Source organism: Proteus genomosp. 6, assembly GCF_040139785.1.
In the GTDB taxonomy this organism is placed as follows: domain Bacteria; phylum Pseudomonadota; class Gammaproteobacteria; order Enterobacterales; family Enterobacteriaceae; genus Proteus.
On the sequence record NZ_JBEEVJ010000006.1, the window covers coordinates 22692 to 47303 of the forward strand.

39 protein-coding genes and 1 tRNA gene are annotated in these 24612 nt (G+C 36.5%); 29 read left to right on the top strand and 11 right to left on the bottom strand.

Going from position 1 to position 24612, the window contains the following annotated elements; all coding sequences use genetic code 11:
• Positions 1-99: 99 nt before the first annotated feature.
• Positions 100-285, bottom strand: coding sequence for a Cro/CI family transcriptional regulator (locus tag ABN212_RS09150; RefSeq protein ID WP_088495874.1), 186 nt, complete (start codon positions 283-285; stop codon positions 100-102).
• 95 nt (positions 286-380) lie between these two features.
• On the opposite strand from ABN212_RS09150, the gene ABN212_RS09155 reads away from it, so the two are divergent.
• On the top strand, positions 381-1091 hold the full coding sequence (locus ABN212_RS09155) for a LexA family protein (protein ID WP_098943676.1): 711 nt from the start codon (positions 381-383) through the stop codon (positions 1089-1091).
• Between the two features lie 62 nt (positions 1092-1153).
• Positions 1154-1441 (top strand): DUF3024 domain-containing protein, encoded by a 288-nt coding sequence (locus tag ABN212_RS09160; protein WP_231039483.1) that lies wholly within the window; start codon positions 1154-1156, stop codon positions 1439-1441.
• Positions 1442-1596: 155 nt separating this feature from the next.
• On the opposite strand, the gene ABN212_RS09165 is transcribed toward ABN212_RS09160, so the two are convergent.
• A complete protein-coding gene (locus tag ABN212_RS09165; RefSeq protein ID WP_098943677.1) occupies positions 1597-1791 on the bottom strand; it encodes a DUF2767 family protein in 195 nt (64 codons plus the stop codon).
• Positions 1792-2236: 445 nt separating this feature from the next.
• Between ABN212_RS09165 and ABN212_RS09170 the strand changes: the two genes are divergently transcribed.
• Positions 2237-2539, top strand: a complete 303-nt coding sequence (locus ABN212_RS09170; protein WP_098943678.1) for a hypothetical protein — start codon at positions 2237-2239, stop codon at positions 2537-2539.
• A gap of 199 nt (positions 2540-2738) precedes the next feature.
• Here ABN212_RS09170 and ABN212_RS09175 read toward each other — a convergent pair whose 3' ends face one another.
• Positions 2739-3113, bottom strand: coding sequence for a hypothetical protein (locus ABN212_RS09175; RefSeq protein WP_098943679.1), 375 nt, complete (start codon positions 3111-3113; stop codon positions 2739-2741).
• A gap of 80 nt (positions 3114-3193) precedes the next feature.
• Here ABN212_RS09175 and ABN212_RS09180 point away from each other — a divergent pair, with 80 nt between their 5' ends.
• The 9 genes from ABN212_RS09180 (at position 3194) to ABN212_RS09220 (ending at position 6458) form a co-directional block, all read left to right on the top strand.
• The gene (locus ABN212_RS09180) at positions 3194-3418 is read left to right on the top strand and encodes a hypothetical protein (protein WP_138158020.1); all 225 of its coding nucleotides are present in this window, start codon (positions 3194-3196) and stop codon (positions 3416-3418) included.
• A gap of 88 nt (positions 3419-3506) precedes the next feature.
• Positions 3507-3734 carry a hypothetical protein gene (locus ABN212_RS09185; protein ID WP_164530400.1) on the top strand — a complete coding sequence of 76 codons (228 nt, stop codon included), beginning with the start codon at positions 3507-3509 and terminating at the stop codon, positions 3732-3734.
• Positions 3735-3822: 88 nt separating this feature from the next.
• Positions 3823-3999: a hypothetical protein gene (locus ABN212_RS09190; RefSeq protein WP_160230130.1), complete on the top strand. Its 177-nt coding sequence runs from the start codon at positions 3823-3825 to the stop codon at positions 3997-3999.
• Positions 3990-4265: a hypothetical protein gene (locus ABN212_RS09195; protein WP_164530399.1), complete on the top strand. Its 276-nt coding sequence runs from the start codon at positions 3990-3992 to the stop codon at positions 4263-4265. The genes ABN212_RS09190 and ABN212_RS09195 overlap by 10 nt, the downstream gene beginning before the upstream one ends.
• Positions 4262-4414: a hypothetical protein gene (locus ABN212_RS09200; RefSeq protein WP_164530398.1), complete on the top strand. Its 153-nt coding sequence runs from the start codon at positions 4262-4264 to the stop codon at positions 4412-4414. The genes ABN212_RS09195 and ABN212_RS09200 overlap by 4 nt, the downstream gene beginning before the upstream one ends.
• Positions 4411-4731: a hypothetical protein gene (locus ABN212_RS09205; RefSeq protein ID WP_349443144.1), complete on the top strand. Its 321-nt coding sequence runs from the start codon at positions 4411-4413 to the stop codon at positions 4729-4731. The genes ABN212_RS09200 and ABN212_RS09205 overlap by 4 nt, the downstream gene beginning before the upstream one ends.
• Position 4732: 1 nt before the next feature.
• Positions 4733-5344, top strand: coding sequence for an ERF family protein (locus ABN212_RS09210; protein ID WP_109373563.1), 612 nt, complete (start codon positions 4733-4735; stop codon positions 5342-5344).
• Positions 5344-5820: a single-stranded DNA-binding protein gene (gene ssb / locus ABN212_RS09215; protein ID WP_349443145.1), complete on the top strand. Its 477-nt coding sequence runs from the start codon at positions 5344-5346 to the stop codon at positions 5818-5820. Before ABN212_RS09210 ends, ssb begins: the two co-directional genes overlap by 1 nt.
• 311 nt (positions 5821-6131) lie before the next feature.
• A complete protein-coding gene (locus ABN212_RS09220) occupies positions 6132-6458 on the top strand; it encodes a hypothetical protein (RefSeq protein ID WP_349443146.1) in 327 nt (108 codons plus the stop codon).
• 56 nt (positions 6459-6514) lie between these two features.
• Here the strand turns inward: ABN212_RS09220 and ABN212_RS09225 are convergent, their stop codons facing one another.
• Positions 6515-6751, bottom strand: a complete 237-nt coding sequence (locus ABN212_RS09225) for a hypothetical protein (RefSeq protein WP_349443147.1) — start codon at positions 6749-6751, stop codon at positions 6515-6517.
• A 124-nt stretch (positions 6752-6875) separates the two neighbouring features.
• On the opposite strand from ABN212_RS09225, the gene ABN212_RS09230 reads away from it, so the two are divergent.
• The 10 genes from ABN212_RS09230 (at position 6876) to ABN212_RS09275 (ending at position 10681) form a co-directional block, all read left to right on the top strand.
• Positions 6876-7391, top strand: a complete 516-nt coding sequence (locus ABN212_RS09230; RefSeq protein ID WP_349443148.1) for an ASCH domain-containing protein — start codon at positions 6876-6878, stop codon at positions 7389-7391.
• Positions 7391-7705 carry a hypothetical protein gene (locus tag ABN212_RS09235; RefSeq protein WP_349443149.1) on the top strand — a complete coding sequence of 105 codons (315 nt, stop codon included), beginning with the start codon at positions 7391-7393 and terminating at the stop codon, positions 7703-7705. The genes ABN212_RS09230 and ABN212_RS09235 overlap by 1 nt, the downstream gene beginning before the upstream one ends.
• Before the next feature lie 69 nt (positions 7706-7774).
• The gene (locus ABN212_RS09240; protein WP_349443150.1) at positions 7775-8473 is read left to right on the top strand and encodes a hypothetical protein; all 699 of its coding nucleotides are present in this window, start codon (positions 7775-7777) and stop codon (positions 8471-8473) included.
• Between the two features lie 64 nt (positions 8474-8537).
• Complete coding sequence (locus tag ABN212_RS09245; RefSeq protein WP_349443191.1) at positions 8538-8675, top strand: hypothetical protein; 138 nt, start codon at positions 8538-8540, stop codon at positions 8673-8675.
• Positions 8662-9027: a DUF2528 family protein gene (locus tag ABN212_RS09250; protein WP_349443151.1), complete on the top strand. Its 366-nt coding sequence runs from the start codon at positions 8662-8664 to the stop codon at positions 9025-9027. The genes ABN212_RS09245 and ABN212_RS09250 overlap by 14 nt, the downstream gene beginning before the upstream one ends.
• A 161-nt stretch (positions 9028-9188) precedes the next feature.
• Positions 9189-9353, top strand: coding sequence for a hypothetical protein (locus tag ABN212_RS09255; RefSeq protein WP_349443152.1), 165 nt, complete (start codon positions 9189-9191; stop codon positions 9351-9353).
• A complete protein-coding gene (locus tag ABN212_RS09260; RefSeq protein WP_161747978.1) occupies positions 9350-9577 on the top strand; it encodes a hypothetical protein in 228 nt (75 codons plus the stop codon). The genes ABN212_RS09255 and ABN212_RS09260 overlap by 4 nt, the downstream gene beginning before the upstream one ends.
• On the top strand, positions 9564-10166 hold the full coding sequence (locus ABN212_RS09265) for an MT-A70 family methyltransferase (protein WP_285714146.1): 603 nt from the start codon (positions 9564-9566) through the stop codon (positions 10164-10166). Before ABN212_RS09260 ends, ABN212_RS09265 begins: the two co-directional genes overlap by 14 nt.
• Positions 10167-10250: 84 nt before the next feature.
• Entirely contained in the window at positions 10251-10445 is a 195-nt protein-coding gene (locus ABN212_RS09270; protein ID WP_098943689.1) for a hypothetical protein, read from the top strand.
• A 29-nt stretch (positions 10446-10474) separates the two neighbouring features.
• Complete coding sequence (locus ABN212_RS09275) at positions 10475-10681, top strand: helix-turn-helix transcriptional regulator (RefSeq protein WP_004244695.1); 207 nt, start codon at positions 10475-10477, stop codon at positions 10679-10681.
• A 3-nt stretch (positions 10682-10684) separates the two neighbouring features.
• Here the strand turns inward: ABN212_RS09275 and ABN212_RS09280 are convergent, their stop codons facing one another.
• Both ABN212_RS09280 and ABN212_RS09285 read right to left on the bottom strand, forming a co-directional pair.
• Entirely contained in the window at positions 10685-11869 is a 1185-nt protein-coding gene (locus ABN212_RS09280) for a tyrosine-type recombinase/integrase (protein WP_161747994.1), read from the bottom strand.
• Positions 11870-12034: 165 nt separating this feature from the next.
• Positions 12035-12122 (bottom strand) — tRNA-Ser (locus ABN212_RS09285).
• 182 nt (positions 12123-12304) lie between these two features.
• Here ABN212_RS09285 and tusE point away from each other — a divergent pair.
• On the top strand, positions 12305-12634 hold the full coding sequence (gene tusE, locus ABN212_RS09290) for a sulfurtransferase TusE (protein WP_023581360.1): 330 nt from the start codon (positions 12305-12307) through the stop codon (positions 12632-12634).
• A gap of 34 nt (positions 12635-12668) precedes the next feature.
• Here the strand turns inward: tusE and ABN212_RS09295 are convergent, their stop codons facing one another.
• Positions 12669-12950, bottom strand: coding sequence for an acylphosphatase (locus ABN212_RS09295; protein ID WP_198620525.1), 282 nt, complete (start codon positions 12948-12950; stop codon positions 12669-12671).
• A gap of 196 nt (positions 12951-13146) precedes the next feature.
• Between ABN212_RS09295 and hspQ the strand changes: the two genes are divergently transcribed.
• Positions 13147-13467 (top strand): heat shock protein HspQ, encoded by a 321-nt coding sequence (gene hspQ, locus ABN212_RS09300; protein WP_006537351.1) that lies wholly within the window; start codon positions 13147-13149, stop codon positions 13465-13467.
• 79 nt (positions 13468-13546) lie between these two features.
• On the opposite strand, the gene ABN212_RS09305 is transcribed toward hspQ, so the two are convergent.
• Entirely contained in the window at positions 13547-13960 is a 414-nt protein-coding gene (locus tag ABN212_RS09305; RefSeq protein ID WP_109373556.1) for a CoA-binding protein, read from the bottom strand.
• 137 nt (positions 13961-14097) lie between these two features.
• On the opposite strand from ABN212_RS09305, the gene ABN212_RS09310 reads away from it, so the two are divergent.
• Positions 14098-14556: a methylglyoxal synthase gene (locus tag ABN212_RS09310; protein ID WP_075673145.1), complete on the top strand. Its 459-nt coding sequence runs from the start codon at positions 14098-14100 to the stop codon at positions 14554-14556.
• 2 nt (positions 14557-14558) lie between these two features.
• Here the strand turns inward: ABN212_RS09310 and helD are convergent, their stop codons facing one another.
• Positions 14559-16610, bottom strand: coding sequence for a DNA helicase IV (helD, locus tag ABN212_RS09315; RefSeq protein ID WP_198629753.1), 2052 nt, complete (start codon positions 16608-16610; stop codon positions 14559-14561).
• Positions 16611-16724: 114 nt separating this feature from the next.
• Here helD and yccS point away from each other — a divergent pair, with 114 nt between their 5' ends.
• Positions 16725-18893 carry a YccS family putative transporter gene (gene yccS / locus ABN212_RS09320; protein WP_198620523.1) on the top strand — a complete coding sequence of 723 codons (2169 nt, stop codon included), beginning with the start codon at positions 16725-16727 and terminating at the stop codon, positions 18891-18893.
• 70 nt (positions 18894-18963) lie between these two features.
• Here the strand turns inward: yccS and ABN212_RS09325 are convergent, their stop codons facing one another.
• The gene (locus tag ABN212_RS09325; protein ID WP_109373553.1) at positions 18964-19572 is read right to left on the bottom strand and encodes a TfoX/Sxy family DNA transformation protein; all 609 of its coding nucleotides are present in this window, start codon (positions 19570-19572) and stop codon (positions 18964-18966) included.
• Positions 19573-19800: 228 nt separating this feature from the next.
• Between ABN212_RS09325 and sulA the strand changes: the two genes are divergently transcribed.
• Together sulA and ompA are read left to right on the top strand one after the other, a co-directional pair.
• Positions 19801-20352: an SOS-induced cell division inhibitor SulA gene (gene sulA, locus ABN212_RS09330; RefSeq protein WP_109373552.1), complete on the top strand. Its 552-nt coding sequence runs from the start codon at positions 19801-19803 to the stop codon at positions 20350-20352.
• Positions 20353-20701: 349 nt separating this feature from the next.
• A complete protein-coding gene (gene ompA / locus ABN212_RS09335; protein ID WP_198620521.1) occupies positions 20702-21793 on the top strand; it encodes a porin OmpA in 1092 nt (363 codons plus the stop codon).
• Positions 21794-21972: 179 nt separating this feature from the next.
• Here ompA and matP read toward each other — a convergent pair whose 3' ends face one another.
• Positions 21973-22434 carry a macrodomain Ter protein MatP gene (gene matP, locus ABN212_RS09340; protein ID WP_088493264.1) on the bottom strand — a complete coding sequence of 154 codons (462 nt, stop codon included), beginning with the start codon at positions 22432-22434 and terminating at the stop codon, positions 21973-21975.
• Positions 22435-22795: 361 nt separating this feature from the next.
• Here matP and ABN212_RS09345 point away from each other — a divergent pair, with 361 nt between their 5' ends.
• Positions 22796-24538, top strand: a complete 1743-nt coding sequence (locus tag ABN212_RS09345; protein WP_198620520.1) for an AAA family ATPase — start codon at positions 22796-22798, stop codon at positions 24536-24538.
• Positions 24539-24612 lie beyond the last annotated feature (74 nt).

A 24612-nucleotide genomic window follows, 5' to 3' on the forward strand; every position in this document is an offset into this window, starting at 1 on the left:
TTAACTAAGGGACAATAATGATCCGTGGCTCATTCCATATGAGCGGATTGTTTAGGTGCGCATTTTTCAGCGCAGAGCTGTTAAAGAGCAGGATGATACTTATTTTCCTGATGGAAACGGCTTAACTTCTTCAGCCTCAACTGTTCCATCTTGTTTTCTGATAATGAAAATATTTCTTTTCTTTAAAATTGCTTTACTTATTGCGCTTTGCCTAACACCTAACAATTCAGCCGTTTTGTGTTGTCCTAGCTCAGTAGCAAATTTAGTAAGAGGGACTTTTTCCATAGTTTCTCCTTTTTTAATCATTATTACCGCAAGTGATAAAATAGTCAACACCTGCGGTGATTGGTAAATATTCCATTTGGTAATAAAATTGCAGTATGAAAAAAAAACCGATCACAGATGAACAAAAAGCTGACGCTCTTCGCCTAAAAAATATATTTGAGGCAAAAAAGAAAGAGCTCAGCTTGTCACAAGAAACCCTTGGTGATTCAATCGGCATGGGGCAAAGTGCCATTGCTCAATTATTGAATGGCGTAAATGCATTAAATATAGAGAATGCAGCTAAGCTAGCAGAAGCATTGCAAGTCACTGTTGATGAATTTAGCCCATCTCTAGCCAAAGAAATTAGAGGTATGTTTAAAGCTGTCAGCCCATTAAAAACACCAAGCATGAATGAAAAATACCAGTACCCTCTATTTACAAAGGTACAAGCTGGCGCTTTCTCAACAGAATTTAACTCATACACTCAGAAAGATGCTGTGTATTGGATACCGACAGCTAAGAAAGCTAGTGAGCGCGCTTTCTGGTTAGAAGTTGAAGGGCAATCAATGACAGCCCCACCTGGAGGAAAGCCAAGTTTTCCAGAAGGAATGCTAATTCTGGTAGATCCTGAAGAAGAAGTCGAGTTCGGAGATTTCTGTGTTGCTCGTTTACTGAATGATGAATTTACATTCAAACGACTTATTAGAGAAGGCGGGATTGAGTATCTAGAGCCATTAAACCCACGCTATGACCTGATCCCCATTAATGGGAATTGCACAATCATAGGTAAGGTAATCAAGTCACAATGGCCTGACGACACGTTTTAGGAGGGAGTATGGCGTTTAACAATATTGAGATAGCAAATATTAGACGGTGTATGGAGTTTTTCATGGAAAAACGCCGCCCAGCAGAGCACCTGAGAGATGAATTAGATCTACAGTATCGTATCGAGGACGACTCAGTAATTATCTTTGAAATTAGACAACTAATATGGAGTGATGGCAAAGTAGAAGAACCAATAGCAAAAATAACATATAATAGGCATTCTAGTTCATGGTCTCTGCTTTGGATGGATAAAAATAGCAACTGGCACCACTACGATGAAAAAATGTTAGGTAGCTTCTCTGATGCAATTCAATTAGTAGAAGAAAATGTTTGCGGATATTTCTTTGGTTAGTAACTGAGTATGCTCAACGACAATATAATCTATTCAAGAAAAAGCTGGCCTTGTATATTATCCAGAATTAATGGCTTATAGTGAATATAACTGCTTGTTTGAAGATGAAGATTAATTACTAATGCCCAGCCCTCCCATGGGGGCTTCTTTTTCACTTATTTATCAATCAAATCAATAGCTATACTATAAATAGCAATCATATGTTTACTCTCTTCATTTACACGCTGCTCTTCTAAAATTGCTGAGATATTCTTATGTGTAATGCGGTAACCTTTTTCGTTTAATAACATTACAGACCTTCCTACAACTTGGCATACACTTTCATAAATAGCATCTCTTTCAATATTCATACACACCTCCGTTCAATATTTAAACAATAACACTCTACTGGATATGCACATAAACATTTTTGTTTGTTTTCTGCACTGAGGTTTGTCTATTAAAGTGATCTGCATTCCAACTTGAGATTTTTTTGAAAATAAATTATCTGGAAATACAATAAATTAACACCGCTAGTTATATTTTAATTACCCGCGGTGTTGACTTATAAATCACCGCTGGTTATATTTAACATACCAAAGGCAAGAAGCCATAGATAAACAGGATGTTCGCTCTTTAACAGAACGCGCTGAAAAATGCGCAAACCAAAAACAGTAAGTTTTTGGATTGGTGAATGATAAAGCTGATTAGCAATATAGGGATCGGCAATAACTCAATAAGTCGCATGACGTAACACCGAAAGTAGGAGATCAGCACCTACCACCAATCACCAAAACTTATTCGGAGGTGGTAATTATGTGTATTCGCGGATATAACTGCGCTAGAAGTCGCAGAGCTGACCGTAGAACGGAATTACAAAACGCATATGCTATGAATGAACAGTTAAAAGTTGCCATTCATGGCAAGCCAAAAGAAGAAATAAAGCGCCCTACTTTATCACTAACACGCAAACCAGTTAGTAGGGTTGAAAAAGCAATTTCAATTCGTAGTACTAAAGTTTATGACTCAGCAGATAACTGTTGCTTACCTAATGTAGCAGTATTTTCAGGAGTTAAAACAAAACAGCCGAGCAGTGAATTCGGGGTTACGGCACGTTGATTAATAGATAGGAGATAGAGATGGGAATTAAAACTCCAGATAGTTACAATCCAGAATGGCAAGCAAAGATGTTGAGAAAATAATCCATCAAACTTGGTCGGTTAAAAGAGTGTGATGATAATTCAAAAATTAGTCTAATTGTTGAATGTGATGAAATAGTAGACGCACTTCGTGAGTATTCAGGCTACTAGCGTCATGTTTAATTAATACACCTTATCAAATCGTCTACTAATTGAAAGTTAGGACTTGAAGTTACTGTAACTCTAATAGAAGTATCCATACGAGATGTGATGACAGCCTGAGTATACTTGACTCCGTTAATATTAATATCTGCTATTTGACCGATATTTTTAACAGAAAAATTACTCAGACCAGTATCATTTTTAAGTCTAATTCTCAAGGAATCATTTTCTTGTATATGAGAGTCAATTTCTGCTGATTCTATATTTTTACATGCAATAAAAAGCTCACCTTTACTAGTTTTGAAAGACAAACAAATATCATCTGGCTTGCACTGATTATCAGCTATTGCAGATGTTGTGAATAAAAGCGCAGCAACAGTAATTAATTTCATGAAAACAAATCCATTTATTTAAGTTAAATGGAGTATATCAGTATGTTAGTTAATAACGAAGGATGTATGACATGAGTAAAATGACATTCGTAGTTGAGTATGAAGATGGTAAGGAGCCGTCTGTTAATACAGGAACAGAGATATTAGGCGGTAAATTGTTATCAGTTGGATTTAATGATTACCGAGATGAACAACTAACTCAGGATGAAGTTAGCGCCTTAAATCACGCAATTAACTTTAACGACTTGAAAGAAACCTGCGAAGACTTTGAAGTCAATTATGACGAAGTTGTAGCAAAACTCTAAAGCTCTCGCTCAACAATAACCCACCATATATTTAGATATATAAACAAAACATTTAGTAGTTAATTATATTCATTAAAAGGAAATAAAAATGATGAAACAAGAAACCAGTGTCGTTATTAATGTGAAATTAACTTTAGACCATAAAATTAAATCACCACATGTTGAAGTAAAAACACAAGTATACGCTCATGAAGAAGCACCTGAATTAGCTATATTACTAAGTAACTTCTCAGATAATTTAGTTGGAGAAAATTCAATTAAATCATCATTTAAAAAAGCTGTAATAAACACATTGCTCAATAAAATAACACACTAATAAAATTCAAATCATTAAAAATAAATTAATACACCTTCACTTCGTCAACACCAGATAACCGCCTTATCTCTCATCTAACGGGGTCACCATGAAAACTAACTATTACAGCGCTATGCGTGACGGCATGGCAGTGAGTATCTCTACGCCTTTTTTACAACTCGCTCGTCAAGCTGCAAGGATAGCCGTCTCGACAAATAACAAAAATATTTGGCGATTAGCCAGTCAATTACAAATGAAAGCTTATGGGAGGAAAGTATGTCACTGACCATACGTTACACCTATGCCGATATGACGAGCAGAAACCGAAATAATGGCACGGAAATAACCTTTCAGAATCTCAACGATGTCCACATTGAAACCGAATCATTCGGAGAACTTACCCAATATTACCAACCTGAACCCTCAGAAATCGTTGATTACATAATCAGTCAATATGATGAAAAGTCACTTGCTACGGCTATTCATCTCTCAGGACGAGGGGAAGTGGTCGCAAAGATACTCAATGAGTTGTATTTCAGGAGGGTTGCGTGACAGACCATCAACAATGGTTAGAAGAATTGCGCAGGAGGTGCAAAGAATCGCAGGAACGCGAGCTCGATGAATTTATGTATCAAACGGAAGTGTTAGGACGGCAAGGATTGTCATTGCCAATGAAAGACTTTCAGGGAGATTTTCAATGAACAATATCTCTCATTTCTGCCCAACAAAAAAATACCCTCGATTAACATCACAGTTAGAAAAAAATAGAGAAGAGGCTCTCGCTAAGGCAATTGCAATGATTGACGGTCAATTGCCGAATACAAGTGTGCCAGATAGGGAAAAACGATTAGCAATGGAATTGCTACACATGAACTTGAACACATCGAAAAATCACCCTCCTCTTCCTGAGCATATTCGAGCCCAACGAGATTCAAAAAGGACATATACACCTAGTAATAAATTTGAAGTCGATTACTACGGAAGTGATCGCCGTCAAGGTCAATATTTAGGGGATTAATATGACTGCTGTATACAAAGCTATTAGTAATGTTGCTAGAGAAATGGCTGAAACGGGCATTAAAAAAGGAAGTGTAAACCAGCAACAAGGATTTATGTTCAGAGGAATTGACGCGGTATATAACGCCCTTGCCCCTGCTCTAGTTAAGCATGGATTGCTGATTCTTCCACGGATCATTGAACGCACTGTCACGGAAAGGCAAACACAAAGAGGTGGCTTGTTATTTTATGTCGTAGTGAAAGCTGAGTTTGAATTTGTTTCTGTTGAAGATGGAAGCAAACACACGGTTGTGACTTATGGTGAAGCAATGGATAGCGGAGACAAAGCCACAAATAAAGCCATGTCTATTGCATATAAATACGCAGCTTTCCAAACATTTTGTATACCAACCGAAGAAACAGCAATCGATGCGGATGCAGAAGCCCACAATGTAGCACCGAGAACACCAGATCAGATATTGAAAGATTTTACTAATTCAGTAATGGCTATTACAGATCTCAATATTTTGAAAAAAGAATTTGGAGAAACATGGAAGTTACTCAGAAAAACGCCTGAACAATCAAAAGCAAAGGAAGTATATAACATCAGAAAATCTGAATTGGAGGCGATGTAATGGCAAGTAAAGGTGTAAACAAAGTCTTATTGATAGGACATCTAGGTCAAGATCCTGAAATGCGTTACCTCCCAAATGGCGATGCAGTTACTAATATTACATTAGCCACCAGCGATTCATGGAAAGATAAACAATCAGGTGAAACCAAGGAACGTGTTGAATGGCATAGAGTTGTGATATTTGGAAAGCTCGCCGAAATTGCTGGCGAATATCTGCGTAAAGGATCACAAGTCTATATAGAAGGTCAATTACAAACACGTAAATGGCAAGATCAAAATGGACAAGATAAATACAGCACGGAAGTTGTAGTGAATATCAATGGTTCAATGCAAATGTTAGGTAACAACAATCAGACAGGTAGGCAGAGTCCACAACAAAACCAAGGATGGGGTCAGTCGCAGCAACAGCAAGCTAAGCAACAAGCACCACAATATCCTGAACCCCCCATGGATTTCTCAGACGACATCCCATTTTGAACAACCTACCCGTTTAACCAAAGGATATAACCATGCCTGTAACTACTGAGGTGGTGAGAGTCTATTACTCGCCAACTAGGAATAGGAGATATTTTAGCAAGGAAGCCGCAATTAAGGCCGAAGCCAAGGCGCGAATATTCAAGAAATACCCATCTGAGCCTTATGAATCCGACACTGGATATGCTGGCTACAACATTTTGGATGATAGACCTGAATTCTATCATCGAGCATTACGTTTTCTTTGTTACCTAATAAAGAAAAACATCAACTAATTCATGGACTCAATGCAAGGATGCAAACAGGAGATAGATATGACAGATAAACTCAAAGAAGAGATTAACGCACTTCAACAAGAAGTAGCTAGAGGTCACGTATATGAGTGGGAGTTACACAGGCTAAATTTACTACTCTTAGTAGCTGAACATTACCTTTCAGAAAATAATCCCAAAGAAGCTCACCTTTGGGTTCAAAGTATATTTCAGTGGATTGATTCAGAATTTCACAAAGAGATGAAAAACAATACTGGAGATATTAACGCTTGGTTTAATAAGCAAATGGAAGGCGCAGCAAGCACCGAGCAGGCGTTAAAAATAACTCGTGAATTATATCCAGAAATCGAAAAGCTACGGACAGCTTAATTTAACTCGCAGGGATGCAATAGAGGAATGAATGCCAATCCTTGGCAGATGCAAATTTAGATAAAGCTAGCTATAAACATGCCGAAAGGAGCTCTACTTACATAAGCCTGATTGTAAAAACCATTAGGCATTTTTATTTTAAGAGGAAGCTTGTTCTTTGCATGTACATTATAAATTGGCGGAAACTCGGAGTTATCATCCAATTTAAACATTAAATTAGTATCACTAGATTCTCTAGCTATCAACTGATAATTCCTACCAAACACTTCTATTTCATAATATCGATTACTCATTTTTCTTCTTCCTCGTTAATGGTTAAAAATCGATCATACCACCAACAATTAAATAAATAAACCTTTTAAAACATAGCTTTACAGATTACATATTTTGCTCAAAAACATATCAATAGAGGTAATTATGAAAGACAGTATTAAATTCAACGATGCCATGTTATCGGCTGTCATGGATGGCAGAAAAACACAGACGCGCAGACCAATTGAGCCACAACCAAAAGTAACCGAGGATAGGTTACGTAAGTTTGGAATATGGCAAGAAGGCTATACCCTATCTCAACAAACATGCGCAGCGTGGCGACACGGATTTATTGATGATAATTGCCCTTATGGACAAGCTGGCGACATCATCAACATTGCAGACAAAGACGGTAATATCAAAGGGAAAATTGAAATTACTGATGTTTGGATTCAGCAACTTCAGGAGATATCACAGGATGATGTTATCGCAGAGGGAATTACAACTGGTAAATATGGAAATGAAGGTAACTGGTTAACTGGATTTTATATTCCAAACAGTAATCAGCCGTATGTAACAGCAAAAAACGCATACAAAGAATTGTGGTCATCGATATATGGACTTAATAGCTGGATAAATAACGAATGGGTGTGGGTTATTGAGTTTAAAAAGGTGGAGTGATGAAAGTTGAGCAATCTCAAGTTACTAAGTTTGAAATTACAAATGTAGAAAAACACGACCCAATTAGAGTCTATTTAGAAGATGATAATCAAGGTCATGGTCGATTAACCATAACTGAATGGGGAGAAGCTTGGACTGCATATTGGCCTGCAATGTCAGGTTCGTTAATTGATTTTATTATCAGAAATGATAACGGGTATTTAATTAGCCACCTTTCTCCAAAACCATTAGGTGTGAGAAGCATTGCATATAAGCGACTCGATTCTAGATTAAATGCCGTTCGTGAAGCATTAAAGCAAATAAGTGTGAATTAAGGAGGCATTTTGACAGTGGATTAGTCACATGGATATGAGTATGATTCCTGCTTTAAATAAGGAGGAGCTATGTCAGACAAGGGTGAGTGCTGTTTAACTTTCGTACTAAAATGGTCATTTATAATTATATTATGTACTACCGTGTTTCTTCTCGGTTTTTCTTTTATTTATTATTCAGAAATAAGTCTAGATAGCAAAATATCATCATTTTTTAGCTTTATTTCAACATTTGGAATTGCAGCTACTATTGTAGTCTATCTACTGCAAAAATTTCACTCAGATAGAAATGAAAAAAAGATCGTTAATGCATATTTGAACGCAATGCATGAAGAAATTAGTGGGTTAAATAAAAATAAGGAAAACATATCAAAAATAAAGGAAATCATTAGAAATGGTAACATAGACAAATTATACATCAGACACAAAGAAGATTTTTATACATTCTTTTTTAAAATTAAAGGGATAAAAAAGCCAAAAAAAATCATAATAAAATGGAGTGATACAGTAAAATATAGAATATATGATTTAAGACAAAATTCTATTAATGTAGATATAGGGTTATATCTATCATCAAAAGAATTAATAAATTCAGTTGATAATTTTCACAGAAGAATAAACCATGTATTTTCAAAATATAATAAAAACGCGCCAAAAAAAAATGTAATAGATAGAGATAAAACAAAAGATATGATGAAATGTTTACTTTTTACAAAAAACAAAGATTATCTAAACGATATAAACATAAAATCATCACTCCCCCTGCACTAGCAGGGTTTTTTATACCTAAAATTCAGAGTAATAATTAATGCAAATAATCGGATATGTATTACTCATGCTAATACAGGGTTCTGCTGTGCCTATCACGGAAGGTATATATACGCAATCGAAATACAATAAACGTGCTGAATATTTAATGTCAGTGAATAATGTTGAAGTTGTTTGTGGAGAATATACAGATGAGGCAAATTAAAATAACTTCTGGTTCGTGGCAAAAAGATTTAGAAATGGTAATCACTGTTATCGATGAAGATAAATTTAAAAAATCATGTGAACAAATTAATAAATTCTATTCTGGTGATGAATATAGAGCTGATATACACGGTAGCTATGAGAAAGCAGGCTTTGCAATGTTCTGTGCCGAGTGCTTCCAGCAAATAGCATTCAATAACTTCAAGGATGAAGAATGGCTTACCGAGCAATTCGATTGGTCTAAAGATAAAGGAATTGAAGGCTATCCTTCGCTAGATGATATGGGGATTCGGATTGACGAAATAGAATCTTGGTTTATTGACTCTGATGATATAGAAATTACAGGATGGTAATCAATGAATAGCTATAATAAGTACACCGACCTTCAAATTAATGAATTGGTTGCTACAAGGTTAAAGAAGAAATGCTTATTAACGGAAGAATCTGTATTAGCTTATATGGATAGCGGCTATCGGATCGGACTTTCGACCCATGCAATAATCCAGCCGACGCCATGCCGATTATTATTGAGAATAAAATAGGGTTATCACCAATGTACCATTCTAATAAATGGACGGCTGATTGCCTTGATTATGACGTCATCTCAGTAAATAAAAACCCATATCGTGGCGCTATGGAAGCATTCTTAATGATGAAAGAGGTGGAGGACAACAAATGAAACAAGTTCAGGCAATGACGACGTTAGTATTAATTGATGGCGTTACATATCAAATAGCTCTACCTAAGCAATATGTCTCTCTTCAGGCAAAGCAGGCGTTAATGTTTGCTCAAGAGTTCGGTGGAATAATTCTTCCTTGCGCGTTTGCTGATATAAAGCCAATGGAAGCAGATGGACTGCCGTTTAATATAGGTGATAGTGGAGCGGAGAATGAAAAAATATGACTTGATATTGTGCGATCCACCTTGGTCTTACAATAACAAAGTTTCAAATGGCGCAGCAGATAATCATTACAACACCACAGATTTATATTCCCTCTCCCGATTACCAATAGAAAAACACTCCTCTAAAAATGCCGTACTATTTATATGGTACACAGGCAACTTTGCACTCGAAGCTATTAAACTAGCCGAAGCATGGGATTTTAAAGTTAAAAACATGTTCGGGTTCGCATGGGTGAAATTAAATAAAAATGCAGAAAATAGAATAAATAAAAAACCACCAGAAGATTTCTTTGACTTTATGGAAATATTAAACAATGAGACGAAGATTAATTGCGGTAATTACACCCGTCAAAATATTGAAATGTGTTTAATAGCCACAAGAGGTAATGGATTATCTCGTAAGTCTGCAAGTGTTAGGCAAGTTATTTATTCATGTCTTGGTGAGCATAGCGAAAAGCCAAAAGAAATACATTATAGGTTAGAAGAATTATACGGAGATGTTCCTCGACTCGAATTATTTGCACGAGAGAAATATGGTGATTGGGATGTATATGGCAACCAAGTAGAAGGAAGCATTAAATTAATATAGATGAATTATGACATTTACTGAACTTGCAGAGCTAATAGCATTATGTGTACTTATTTATTTAATTGAAACAGGACAAGCGTAATTATGGATATTATTGACTCAGCAAATGAAATAAACGAATTACATATTCAAACATCATTATCAAATCGTAAACCAGCAATTAAATCTCATAACGGAATGTGTATTTGGTGTCACGAAGAGCCAGTTGCACCTAATAGTGCATATTGCAGTAAAGATTGTGGTGACGATCATGAGCAATATAAACGGAAGAATGGATAGTATTACGAAATTACAAAAGGAATAGAAAGATGGAATATAAACTATTACGCTTGGATGAAGTTTTAGATAGAACAGGATATAGCAAGTCATGGACTTACAAATTAATAGATAAAGGAGAGTTTCCAAAGCAGGTAAAAATAGGATCTCGCTCAGTTCGTTTTATTGAAAGTGAAGTAGATGAATGGATAGAGCAACGAATCAATAATGCTCGTTGCCCTGATAATACCATCAATTGAGTTTTATTTCTTTTTACTTCTCAGCTCGTCTATATAATCAGCATACCACTGCATCATTTCCCTTCTCCCCTCAAAATACAGTGCATGGTTATAAGTACCACGGATAGAGTTTTTATCAACATGAGCAAGTTGTAACTCTATCCACGCTGTATTAAATCCTTTCTCATGCAATATTGTACTCATGGTGTGTCTAAAGCCGTGACCAGTAGCCCTTCCTCTATAACCCATTCTGCCAATCATTGTATTTATCGCCATTTCAGACAGATGTTTCTTATGATTCGTTCGGCTAGGGAAAATATACTGATAATCGCCACTTATCGGCTGTATTTGACGCAGTAAAGAAATCACCTGATCTGACATTGGCACCACATGCACTCTCCCCATCTTCATGATTCTTTCTGGCAGTTTCCATGTTCTGCTTTCAAAGTCGATAAATGACCATTCTGATTTTCTTAGCTCCCCTGGTCTTAAACCGGTGAGCATTAAGATGTTTAATGCAGTTCTTACGATCTGACTTCCTTGATACTTGTCTACCGAAGATAAAAACTCAGGCAATTCATCAGCTAATAAGTACGGATAGTTTTCTCGTTGATGTGGAATAAACGCACTAGCTAAATCTGGGGCGGGATTATATTCAGCTCGTCCAGTTATGATGGCATATTTCCAAACCTCACCACAGCGCTGACGAACTTTTTTTAATTTCTCTGTAACGCCACGCTTTTCCATTATCGAAAGCACCTCAAGCAATTCGAGAGGTTTAATCTCTGCTATTGGGCGATCTCCAATATATGGGAAAACATCATTTTCAAATGCTTCCATCATGTCATTGCGGTAACCTTCAGACCATCGGTCTTTTCTTCCCTCATACCACTCTAGAGCAATGCTTTTAAACGTATTGCTTCCATCAAACTTTGAATCCCTTTTCTTATCCTTCTTTATCTTGTTAGGATCAACGCCATCAGATAACTGCCGTTTTGCATCATCCCTTTTCTTTCTGGCTTCCGCGAGAGTTATCGTTGGGTAGACACCGATAGCTAAAACTTTTTCTTTGCCATCTATACGGTATTTTAATCTCCAATATTTACTTCCTGATTTTGTAACTAATAGATATAAACCTCCTCCATCGAATAGTTTGTAGTCCTTTTCTTTTGGCTTACTGCTATCAACTTGCTTAACTGTTAGTTTCATATTGGGGGTATTAAATATTAAGGGGGTATAATGTCCCCCCATTTGTACCCCAAAAAAATGGAGCTTTCAAGAGACATAAAGAGACTTCAAGAGACAATAATTTGATTGGATTGCTTGATTTTACTGGGATTAGGAGACTTCAGGAGACGCTAGGAGATGTTGAAATGGCGGAGGAGGAGAGATTCGAACTCTCGGATGGTTTCCCATCGGCGGTTTTCAAGACCGCTGCCTTCAGCCGCTCGGCCACCCCTCCGCAATGGGGAGCAATATAAACACCTAGGCTTATGTTGTAAAGCCCTTATTGTACTGTTTGCCGTAAAATTAAACGCATTACAAGTCAATGGCTTAATTTATCAACGATTTATGGGTTCTACTTGGGTATTTTCCTTATTTTTGCTAAATTAGCGGTATTATTTTTGATTGGTTGCTACGCACATGTTTGTATTTAACGGAAAAGAAATCGAGACAGATAGTCACGGTTATTTAAAAAATAGCAATGAGTGGAATGAAGATATGGTTCCAACATTAGCTGAACTAGAGGAAATTGAGCTTACAGAACAACATTGGGAGATTATCCGTTTTGTTCGCCAGTTTTATTTAGAATTTAATACCTCCCCTGCTATTCGGATGTTAGTAAAAGCGCTTGCACAAAAATATGGCGATGAAAAAGGAAATAGCCGTTATCTTTATCGTTTGTTTCCTAAAGGCCCTGCAAAACAAGCGACAAAACTTGCTGGTTTACCAAAACCCGTTAAATGTATTTAATATTATCTTTCGATAAAAGATCATTAAAATAATATTACTCATAATGGCGGATTGAAAAGTCTGCCATTGGTTCATATTCACAAGATGTCGCTGACCAAAATGTAATTTTGGCACTTCTTGGGCCACCAGCTTCTAACCAATCTTCAAATTCTTTTAATACATTTTCTTCCGCAAAAGCCTTTACTCCCACGCTACCATCATCACGATTCCAAACATACCCTGTTATTGGCTGTTTTTTCATCCACTGATAAGTAAAAAAACGAAAACCAACACCTTGAACACGCCCTTGAATAATATATTCTCTACCGATTTTCATATACCCTTCTAGTAACCCTCTTCAAATAAAAATTCTGTCTAGGTTATTGTCTTTTCTTTATACAATAGATAATCTGATTTTGTGAGGTTTTTTATTCATAATGAAAGCAAAGGATTATATTTTTTCAAACCCTTGAAATTTCACTTTGTGACCTCATATATGTAACCAATAAGCAAGGCTATATGGAGGTGATACTATGATGACCGCCAGCAAATTTGGGATAGGACAGCAGGTTAGACATAAATTACTCGGCTACTTAGGCGTTGTTGTCGATGTGGATGCTGAATATTCCCTTGATCAACCTAATGAGGATGATATTGCATCTAATGTGACCTTGCGAGCAGCACCTTGGTACCATGTTGTGATGGAAGATGATGAAGGACAACCTGTTCATACTTATCTTGCTGAAGCGCAGATAACCTATGAAGTTTCAGATGAACACTTAGATAATGACTCATTAGATGAGTTATCACAGTCAATTCGTAGCCAATTACAGGCACCACGATTAAGAAATTAACCCAATTAATCTACATAACCAGTAATCTGAATGAAATGATAATCGCCGAATTTGTTTTCGGCGATTTTATTTTAGCGTATTACCAAGGAAGACCATGTGCTTCAATTTCTTTTTTAGGACAACGATCCATTACCACACGTAACCCTGCATCTTCGGCTAAATTTTTAGCATCTTCATTAATAACACCAATCTGTAACCATAATACTTTGGCATTAATTTCAATGGCTTCTTGCGCAATTTCTAATGCTACGTCAGATTGACGAAAAACATCAACCATATCAACAGCAACAGGAATATCTTTTAATGAGGCATAGCATGGTTGCCCCAATAAGGTCTGCCCTGACATACCTGGATTGACAGGAATAACATCATAGCCTTGTTCTAATAGGAATTTCATGACTTTATAGCTTGGGCGATCTTCTTTATTACTCGCACCAACAAGCGCAATGGTTTTAACGCTTCTTAAAATGTCATAAATGTCTGAATCCACCATTTATCTACTCCGTTCATCATGAAGATTGAAAATATTATGATACATCATAGTATCTTGATCTGTTCATAGCTTCTAAGATAAAAAAAAGGTATTTTGAAAACTGGAATAATTACTATATTTATTTTTAAAGGTATCAAATGGAACAAATTGACCGCACGCTCTTAAAAGAAAAAAATATCGCGCTTGTTGCCCATGATCACTGTAAAAGCTCATTACTGGAATGGGTTGAAAATAATCGTGAACAACTGTCTCTACACAAGTTATTTGCAACAGGAACTACCGGTAATTTAATTAATCACCACACTGGCCTTACTGTTACTCAAATGCTAAGTGGTCCTATGGGTGGCGACCAACAAATAGGTGCAATGATCGCTGAAAAGAAAATTGATATTATGATTTTCTTTTGGGACCCATTAAATGCTGTTCCGCACGATCCCGATGTTAAAGCTCTTCTACGCTTAGCTACAGTTTGGAACATCCCAGTTGCAACAAATCGTGCAACTGCGAATTTTTTAATTTCATCACCTCTCTTTTCACAAGAATCTACAATTAAAATTCCAGATTATGAGGGTTATTTAAAAGAGAGATTAAAATAATCCTAAGGTTTTCGCTGTATAGGCACACCTTGAGATTTTAGTTCTGAAACAAAACAAGATGGCTGTTGTTTATTAAATAATAGCCATACTTGTTTTTTTGCTCTTGTTAAAGCGACATACATTAAGCGTCGCTCCTCTGCATTAGGATAATCTTCAACACTAGGCAGTAATGCCAATTCAATAATCGATTCTCTTGCTGGTGCTGGAAAAGCATCTTTGCCTTCTTGTAAACCTAAAATAATAACGTAATCCGCTTGTTGCCCTTTTGAAGCATGAAAAGTCATAAACTGTAGATCTAATTTAGGCCAACGTGTTTTCGCTTTTTTTAATAATTCTGGTTTTAAATAGTGATAACGAGCGAGTAAAAGGATAGTTTCATTTTCTTCTACATAACCACTCATTTTATTTAATAGATTTTCAAGTTGATCATCAGATAACAGCACAACTGACTTTTTATTACCTTTCACTAAACTATTTAAAGGCTTAGATAATTGAGCTGGATTTTGTTGAATAAACGTATTGGCAACATTTCCTATCGTGTCATTAAAACGATAAGTCGTATCTAATGCACATTCAGCACCTTCACCAAAAGAGTGATGGAAAGAAGTCGTTAATAATAATTCTGCGCCACTAAAACGATAAATGGCTTGCCAATCGTCTCCTACTGCAAATAGAGATGTTTGTTTATTTTGCTGTTTTAATGCAGTTAATAATGAAGCTCTTAATGGAGAAATATCTTGGAATTCATCAACGAGAATATGTTTCCAAGGACTAATAAAACGCCCTTTTTCAATAAGATTGATAGCTTGATGTAATAAGCCCGAAAAATCGATCGCATCTTCCTCTTTTAATGCAGTTTTCCAAGCTTTTAATAATGGAGATAATAATTTTAAATACTTTTTAAAGGCTTCTGTATATTCGGGTTGTACACTTTCAATCAGAGATTTTTGGCTACCGCCTTGCATCCTTAATAAACCAATCCAACGCTCTAATCTTACGGCAACTTGGTTTTCTAATTTTTTATCATGCCAAAACTCACCATCAGGAATATCCCACTCTAACTCCTGAGATAACCACTCTCGCCACCCTTTTGCTTGTGCTTTTTTCTGTTGGCACTGCTCTCGCCACTCACCTAATAATAGCGCTCTTCTTTTTTCACTATTTATTTCAAGCTCACTAATTTTGGGTTGTTTTTTAGTCGCTTGTTGAATAACGGATAATGCCAGTGCATGGAACGTTTTTGCCATAATATCGGCATTTAAACGACTAGAAAGTCTTTCATTCATTTCTTGTGCGGCTTTACGACCGAAAGCAAGTAATAAGATTTGATCTGGCTGTGCTAATTGACGACGTAATAACCAGCCTGCTCTTGCGACTAATACTGATGTTTTACCACTGCCCGCACCAGCAAGAACAAGAGTATTTTCTTCACCATTAATCACAGCACGACACTGCGATTCATTTAATGGCGATGATTCAATCGTATTAAAAAATTCCGCATACTCATTTAATATTTGAGTTACCCATGCAGAATTTTCTTTATTAATAAGTGCGTCACCTTGCTTTAACCATTCTAAACATTGCTGATAAAGAGTATGGCAATTATCAAATTGAGTAAGGCGTTCAAGAGGAAGGGGAATAGCAGAAAAGCTTTCTTTGATAGATTGTTGGATCTCAACAAGCTTAGACTTTTTTATCCATCTATTTGATTGAGTGATTTCATTAATATTATGGAGTTGCTTTTCAAGCACCTGAGCACTTATTTCGCTCATTTCTTTACTCCAATTTTGCCATGATTGATAAAGATAACGATAAAACTGCTGAGTTTCTTCCCAGTCTGTTCCATGCAATCGAACAACTTTATCTTCAGGCAATAAAAATTCTAATTCCCCCCACACAATTCCTTTTTTACAGAGAATATTAATCAATTCGTTAAAAGGAATTAAATACTGATGTTTTTCACCACTGACTTCAATACCAGCATTTAACAATTTGACTCTATTATAAGGATGCTGTGCTAAACGTTGTCCCATCGGGGTGGATTTCAGTTCCATACGTAATTCCTGCAATAAATAACAAATAGTCTGTTGTTAAGCTCTTTTTAATCGGTGATAAACCCTATATTCTAAGAGGTAATTATCTTCATCTTGTTTATTTAAGGGCTTTTTGTGTTCACTTTGCTAAATGGCGCCCGCCGATTTATCTATAATAGCCACTTTTTATATTATATTCGCATAATAATCGCGCTTACAGGAACGACTTTGTTTCCTTGGATCTTAGGGCAAGAGCCTAAATACACAATTCCGCTAACTTTAGGGGTAGTTGCGGCAGCATTAACTGACTTAGATGATAGGCTTGTTGGCCGTTTAAAAAACCTTGTTATCACTTTATGCTGTTTTCTTCTTGCTTCAGCATCAATAGGATTACTTTACCCATATCCTATTTTATTCTTTTGTGGTTTAGCCATTTCTACTTGGGGATTTATTTTATTAGGCGCTTTAGGCCAACGGTACGCAACCATTGCGTTTGGTGCTTTATTAATCGCAATTTATACTATGCTCGGTATGCCTATTTTCCCTGAATGGTATGAACAACCCGTTTTACTACTGTTAGGCGCTATTTGGTATAACTCATTAACATTAGTTGGTCACTTATTATTCCCAATTCGCCCAGTTCAGGACAATTTAACTCGTTGCTACCAACAACTTGCCACTTACCTCGAAGCTAAAGCGACATTATTTGATCCTGATATCGAAGATGACTATCAACATTCGCTTTATAATTTAGCAATGGCAAATAGCCAATTAATTGACACGATGAACCAAACTAAAGTTACATTATTAAGTCGATTAAAAGGTGATAGAGGCCAACGTAGTAGCCGTTTCACTCTTCATTACTATTTTGTTGCTCAAGATATTCATGAGCGAGCAAGTTCGTCGCATGTTCAATACCAACTATTAAGTAATGAATTGCGACATAGCGATGTGTTATTTCGTTTTCAACGTTTGCTTTCTATGCAGGCACGAGCTTGTGAACAAGTTGCACAATCTATTCTTTGGCATAAAAAATATCAGCATAACCCTTCATTAGAACGTGCTATAAATTATTTAGAGAATGCACTAAATCATTTAAAAAATACGACTTCAGAGCCACAATTAATAACGCCTTTAAATAATTTACTGCAAAATCTTCAAGGTATTGATGCGCTTTTACGAAGTATTAGTACAGAGCAATACCAAATATCCCACGACCAAAAGGAAGAAACGCAACTTTCTGATGATGGTTTAACTGGATGGCGCGATATTGCACTAAGAATAAAAGAACACCTTACACCTAAATCGGCGCTTTTTAGACATGCCGTTAGGATGTCACTCGTTTTATGTATTGGCTATGCCATTATTCAATTCTTCCAATTAGACAGAGGTTATTGGATATTACTCACCAGTCTGTTTGTTTGCCAACCTAACTACAATGCCACTCGCCGACGTCTTACCTTACGAGTAAGTGGTACTATTATTGGTATTTTAATTGGCTTCCCTATTTTATATTTTGTTCCTTCAATTGAAGGGCAACTTGTTTTAATTGTGATAACGGGTACGCTCTTTTTCGCATTTAGAACCATACAATATGCACATGCCACACTATTTATTACTTTATTGGTTTTATTAAGCTTCAATTTGCTTGGTGAAGGTTATGATGTTGCCCTTCCTCGTATTATCGATACCTTAATTGGCTGTGCCATAGCATGGTTTGCTGTTAGCTTTATTTGGCCTGATTGGAAATTCCGTCAACTGCCCGTTGTTATTCAAAAAACAATGACGAATAACTGCTATTATCTTGACGCCATCCTTATTCAATATTACCAAGGAAAAAATAATAGCTTGAGTTATCGAATTGCTCGTCGAAATGCTCATAGCAGTGATGGTGAATTAGCATCATTGATCTCAAACATGTCATCAGAGCCAAAAAGTTATCAAGCATCCCAAGAAGTGGCTTTCCAGTTGCTTTGCTTAAATCACACTTTACTCAGTTATATTTCTGCACTTGGCGTTCATCGTTCAAAAATAGAAGATGAGAATGTACTTACATTGCTTAATGATACGGTTTGTTATATCGATTCTGCTTTACGTCGCAAAACGCCACAAGACGAAGGATTTAAGCAATCTCATGTAGAATTAATTGAAAGGATCAACCTATTACCTAATGCAGATAATCCTCGCATTCAATTAGTACTCACTCAAATCCGATTACTATTGGATTTGCTGCCACAAATTATTAGTTGTATCCAAATTATTGAGCAAAGCGAATCAAACAGCCTACCTAAACCCCAAGTTTAGTCCCATATTGACGTTATTTTCTCTAATTGCCATAAGTACATTAGAGAAAATAACAGTCATTACTTTTATCTTATTGAAAAGATAATTCGTTGTACCAATCTAATAACTCCATTTTAAGTTGACTAGGTAATACAGAACGATGGCACCCAACGATAGCTCCTGCCAATGAAAGTAAAAGTTCACTATTTCTCAAATTGTGGCTATGCATTAATTTTAGATAACACGCTTTAGCACCGATTAAACGCAGTTCTTCAACTTGATTAATGCCAATTTGATTCAACCTTTTTTCTAATATCACACCTAGATTAGGTAAGTCTTTTATTCTGCAAGGCTTCTTTCGTTGTCCTAAATATTCTTGAATACTGTAGTGATATGACATATCAATATATTGATCTAATTTCTGCTGATTTTTCCATAGCGAATCCGTTATATGGTAATAACGCAATATGATAGGAATTCCTTTTTTCAAATAGGTATAGGAACTCATTTTTGTTGCCTTATAAAGAGTTTCTAAAAAACCACTTCCTTTTAAATAAAACTCATTATCTGACGTGATAGCAAACATAACATCATCAATCATTAAGCTAACACCACCAAATTGAGACTTTGTTGTTAACTCTCCATATTGCGCAATACGCGATAATAAATGAGCCTTCCTTTGCTCAGGTAAAAATAACATTGAAACTCCAACACATACTTTAAGATTAAATTTTATCTTTGAATTCAAAAACATGCATAAACATAACAAGAAGGACAATAAAGAATTTCCTTTATATTGCCAATAGTTGACGACTTAAAAATAGAGATTTACATAAAATTTGAGAGGAACTTTCAAAAAAATGAGCTTGATTTAAGCGAAATATAGAGATACTGTATATTCATACAGTACATATGGAACGAGGTAAATATGAAACTCTCAACATCATCTCCGACAAGACAGAACGCCATTCTCCAAGAGATCTCAAATGAGGTATTACCTCTATCTATCCCTTCAACAGTGGCGACTTACGATAGTAATAATAAACAAGGTATGGTGAGTGAACTTCTCTACCAAAACCCGCTCGTCATTAATCACATCCTTTTGCCATTACTGAAACAGTATAGTCATGAATCGCGTTGGTTATTGTGGCTAAACCCACAACAAAAACTAAATCGTACTTGGTTAAAAAACGCAGGATTACCACTTAACAAAATAATCCAGTTAAATCATATAAATATGATAACTACTGTTGATTTAATGGAAAAAGCACTGATGAGTGGTAATTACAGTGTAGTACTCGGTTGGTTACCAGAAATATCGTCAGAAGAGATGAAACGATTAGAATCTGCTGCAAGTAAAGGAAAAACCCTTGGGTTTATTATGCGACAGCAAGTTAATTCAAATATCCATTTAGAAAGTACTAATACATCTAAACGACATTTGAATTCCGTAAAAATTCATTCAATTCACTACCATTAGTGAAATTTAAGAGTTTTCCTAATACTCAAAACACCCTTGTGTCATTTAAGATAAGTCAAAAGTATTTATAACCTAAATCATATAGTTACAAGAAATTTAACAAAAATACAGAATCTTTCCCATTGTGGAATAAGACGGATCTTTTTAAAATTTTAAGTCGAATTTTAAAGGATTACTTGTAACTTTTTAAGTTCATTGTAGACTTTATGTCGTTAAGGTTATGCTTTAAATCCCATTTTTCGGGATCATCATTTGATGAAAGCATTGGATTCCTAACAATAATTTAACCAAGGGCAAATAATAAGGCTTAAAGCCAAATGCCTAACTTGGATGATAACGAGGCGTAAAAATGAAAAAGACAGCTATCGCATTAGCAGTGGCAGTGGCAGCTTTCGCAACTGCAGCGCAAGCAGCTCCAAAAGACAATACCTGGTATACCGGTGGTAAATTAGGTTGGTCTCAATACCAAGGTACTAGCAACCATTTCGATGGTACTTCTATCGGTAATGGTAACACTCACCGTGATCAATTAGGTGCAGGTGCATTTGCTGGTTATCAATACAACCAATACTTAGGTTTTGAACTGGGTTACGATTGGTTAGGTCGTATGACTTATAAAGGTTCATATGACAACGGTGCATTCCGTGCTCAAGGTATCCAATTAACCACTAAATTAAGTTATCCAGTAATGGAAGACTTAGACGTTTATACTCGTTTAGGTGGTATGGTATGGCGTGCAGATTCTTCTGCAACTAAAAATGCTACTTCAGCATCTCCAGTTCAAGAACGTTTCTCTAATAACGATACTGGCGTTTCTCCAGTATTCGCATTAGGTACTGAATACGCGATCACTCCAAACATCGCTACCCGTGTTGAATATCAATGGATCAACAACATCGGTGATAAAGGTACTCTGAATGCACGTCCAGACAACGGCATGCTGAGTGTTGGTGTTGCTTACCGCTTCAACCAAGAAACTCCAGCTCCAGTTGTAGCTCCAGCACCAGTTGTAGCTCCAGCTCCAGTTGTTGAGAACAAAACCTTTACTCTGCGTTCAGACGTTCTGTTCAACTTCAACAAATCTACTCTGAAAGCTGAAGGTCAAGAAGCTCTGAATGGTCTGTACGCTGAACTGGCTAACATCGACCCAACTCAAGGTCGTGTAGTAGTTATCGGTTACACTGACCGTATCGGTTCACAAAACTACAACCTGCCTCTGTCAGAAAAACGTGCTCAATCTGTAGTTGATTACCTGGTTTCTAAAGGTATCCCTGCAAACAGCATCTCTGCAGAAGGTCGTGGTAAAGAAAACCCAGTTACTGGCAACACATGTGACAACGTTAAAGCTCGTTCAGCTCTGATCGATTGCTTAGCGCCAGACCGTCGTGTTGAGATCGAAATCCAAGGTACAACTGAAGTTGTTGTTCCTGCTGGTAAATAATTCAGATAGTAGAATAATCTACTGTTGATGAATTCAAAACCCTGCCATTGGCAGGGTTTTTCTTTTATGGAGATAAAATTAGATCAAAATATAAAGACAAGAACGTTTTCAGGCCAGTATGAAATATCACAATAAAAACAAATAAATTGTCGAAGCCAGTAAGCTAAGAATAATGTAACTTATTTTTCTTTATCGCGTTCTAATAACTCAATGAGTCCATCTTTTAAACTATGCACTTTTAATGCATATTGTTCTTTTCGTTCAGCGTCTTCAATTAATTGCACGATCGTTTCTGATAATGTGATCCCTCTTCGTTGTGACAATGCAGATAAGCGTTGCCAAACTTTAAACGTTAAATCGATTGATTTCTTGCGCGTATGCTGATGCTCAGCATTAAAATAACGTTTTCTGCGAGCTCTAATCGTTTGCTTCATCCTATTAGATAAATCAGGATTCATATGCAAATCTATCCACTCTAAAACTTTTAATGGTTGTGATTCAAGAAGCAACAATTGCTCGACAACTTCATCAGCGGCACTTTTTTCTATATAACGGGTAATTAATTCACCTTCACGGTGTTTTTTTACTAGATAGGCCCACTTCCAGCCACATTCTAGGTTCTCTAATTGTTGATATTTCATACAAATCCCCGTGACAACGTAACTATATAGTAGCATATCAACAATTTTACAAAAATACTGCCACTGAACCGAAATTTTTTGACTATTTTATAGGCAAAGTTATTTTAGATAATCTTTCTTATCAATTAATAACAAGCCTTGATAAGGGATAGTTTTCTGAGCACGTTATGATAGAATCGAGCGTCGCTATCATAAAACCTTAATGACCAATTATTAACCCGTCATTATAAGGTCGTAGCGGTACATATTCCCTGCCTATGCAGTTGATGACAGTTAAAGAACCGTCTTATTGCAGGATAGGTATCGACTTATACGATATCTAATTATCTCTTTTCACTAATCAATAATAAAAACGGTAACCTTGAAAAACAACGAATTAGAATGGCAGGCGTTACGTCCTGATTACGCCTCCTACCAAACTTTCTTTCAAACAGCATCTCAATTACCTGCATCTCTACTTCGTGAGGTTCAACCTCGCCTGTATGAAAGCCTGCAATGGTTAAACAATGCAGATTCAGGGCAGTTTATGCTGTTAAAAGCGGATGATTCTACTGCTTACTTTGATATGCTGACAGACACATTAACGCAATCAGGGATCAAAACTGATCCTGTTGTTGGCAGTTATCAAGCAGAAACCAATAAAATCGATTGGCAAGAAAATGTACAAGGTGCATTTTCATCATCAGAATCTATTACTTGTTGCCAATGGATAGAGCCAGAACAACTCTTTGGTTCATTCTATTGCCATAAAGACGAAGTTACCCTCAGCCCAGGTTTATTGCATAAAGTAAATGGAGGCATTTTAGTCCTCTCTATAAAATCTTTACTTGCACAACCACTAATGTGGTTCCGCCTTAAAAAAATGGTTGAAGAGCAGCGTTTTGAATGGCTTGTTTGGAATGACAATCAATCCCTGCCTTTGCCTATTGAAAGCATGCCTCTCAATTTACGGGTTATTTTAGTCGGTGATAGATTAAGCCTTGAAGAGCTTGAATTTATGGAGCCTGAGCTAAGTAGCACAGCTTTATATGGTGAATATGAATACGATATGTATTTAGAAGACGAAACCGCTCTTTCTCAATGGTGTGGCTTTGTAAATTCATTGTGCCAAAAATATAGCCTCCCTTCTCTATCTGCGGATGCTTGGGAAGTCTTGCTAACACAAGCAGCAAGACAACATGAAGATCAGCTAATGCTGAGCCTAGATTTAGAATGGATCTTACGCCAGCTTCGTTATGCAATTCGTTTTAATCATGGTCCTTCTCTAAATGCTGATGCATTGAAAAAAGCAGAAGAAAATCGCCTATGGCGACACAGTTATTTATTAGAACGTAGTCGTGATGAGATTTTACAAGACCAAGTAATGATACAAACAGAAGGTGAAGCTGTTGGTCAAATCAATGGACTTTCTGTCTTGGATTACCCTGGATATCCTGATTTAATCGGAGAACCGACTCGCATTACCTGCGTTGCACATATAGGTGATGGTGAGTTTACAGATGTTGAGCGAAAAGCTGAGCTTGGTGGCAATCTTCATGCTAAAGGAATGATGATTATGCAAGCTTACTTAAACTCAGAATTACGTTTAGACCAACCACAGCCATTTAGCACCTCGATTGTTTTTGAACAATCATATGGTGAGGTGGATGGTGATAGCGCCTCTCTGGCTGAATTATGTGCTTTTATTAGCACTCTGGCACAACAACCTATTGATCAACAAATTGCTGTTACAGGTGCCGTTGATCAATTTGGTCAAGTCCAACCGATTGGCGGCGTAAACCAGAAAATCGAAGGCTTCTTTGATATCTGCCAACAAAGAGGGCTAACTGGTGCACAAGGCGTAATTATTCCTCTTGCCAATATTCGCCATCTTGTACTCAACGAAAATGTGCAACAAGCGGTAAAAGAAGAAAAATTTCATATTTGGCCTGTCACTCATGTAGCGGAAGCGATAACGTTACTGACGCGTCAGCCATATTATGAAGAGCAATGTGAACCAGAACAATCAGACTCACACTTGTTAGCTGTTATTCATGATCGTATAACACTTGCAAATAATCAGGATAGACCTAAATTACCTTGGTTCTTACGTCTATTCAGATAATTCTGTTTCAAGTGATCGGAGTTGTTCAGCGTACAAGTGTAAGCTATTCTGTTGTCTTACACTTGATAAAGGCT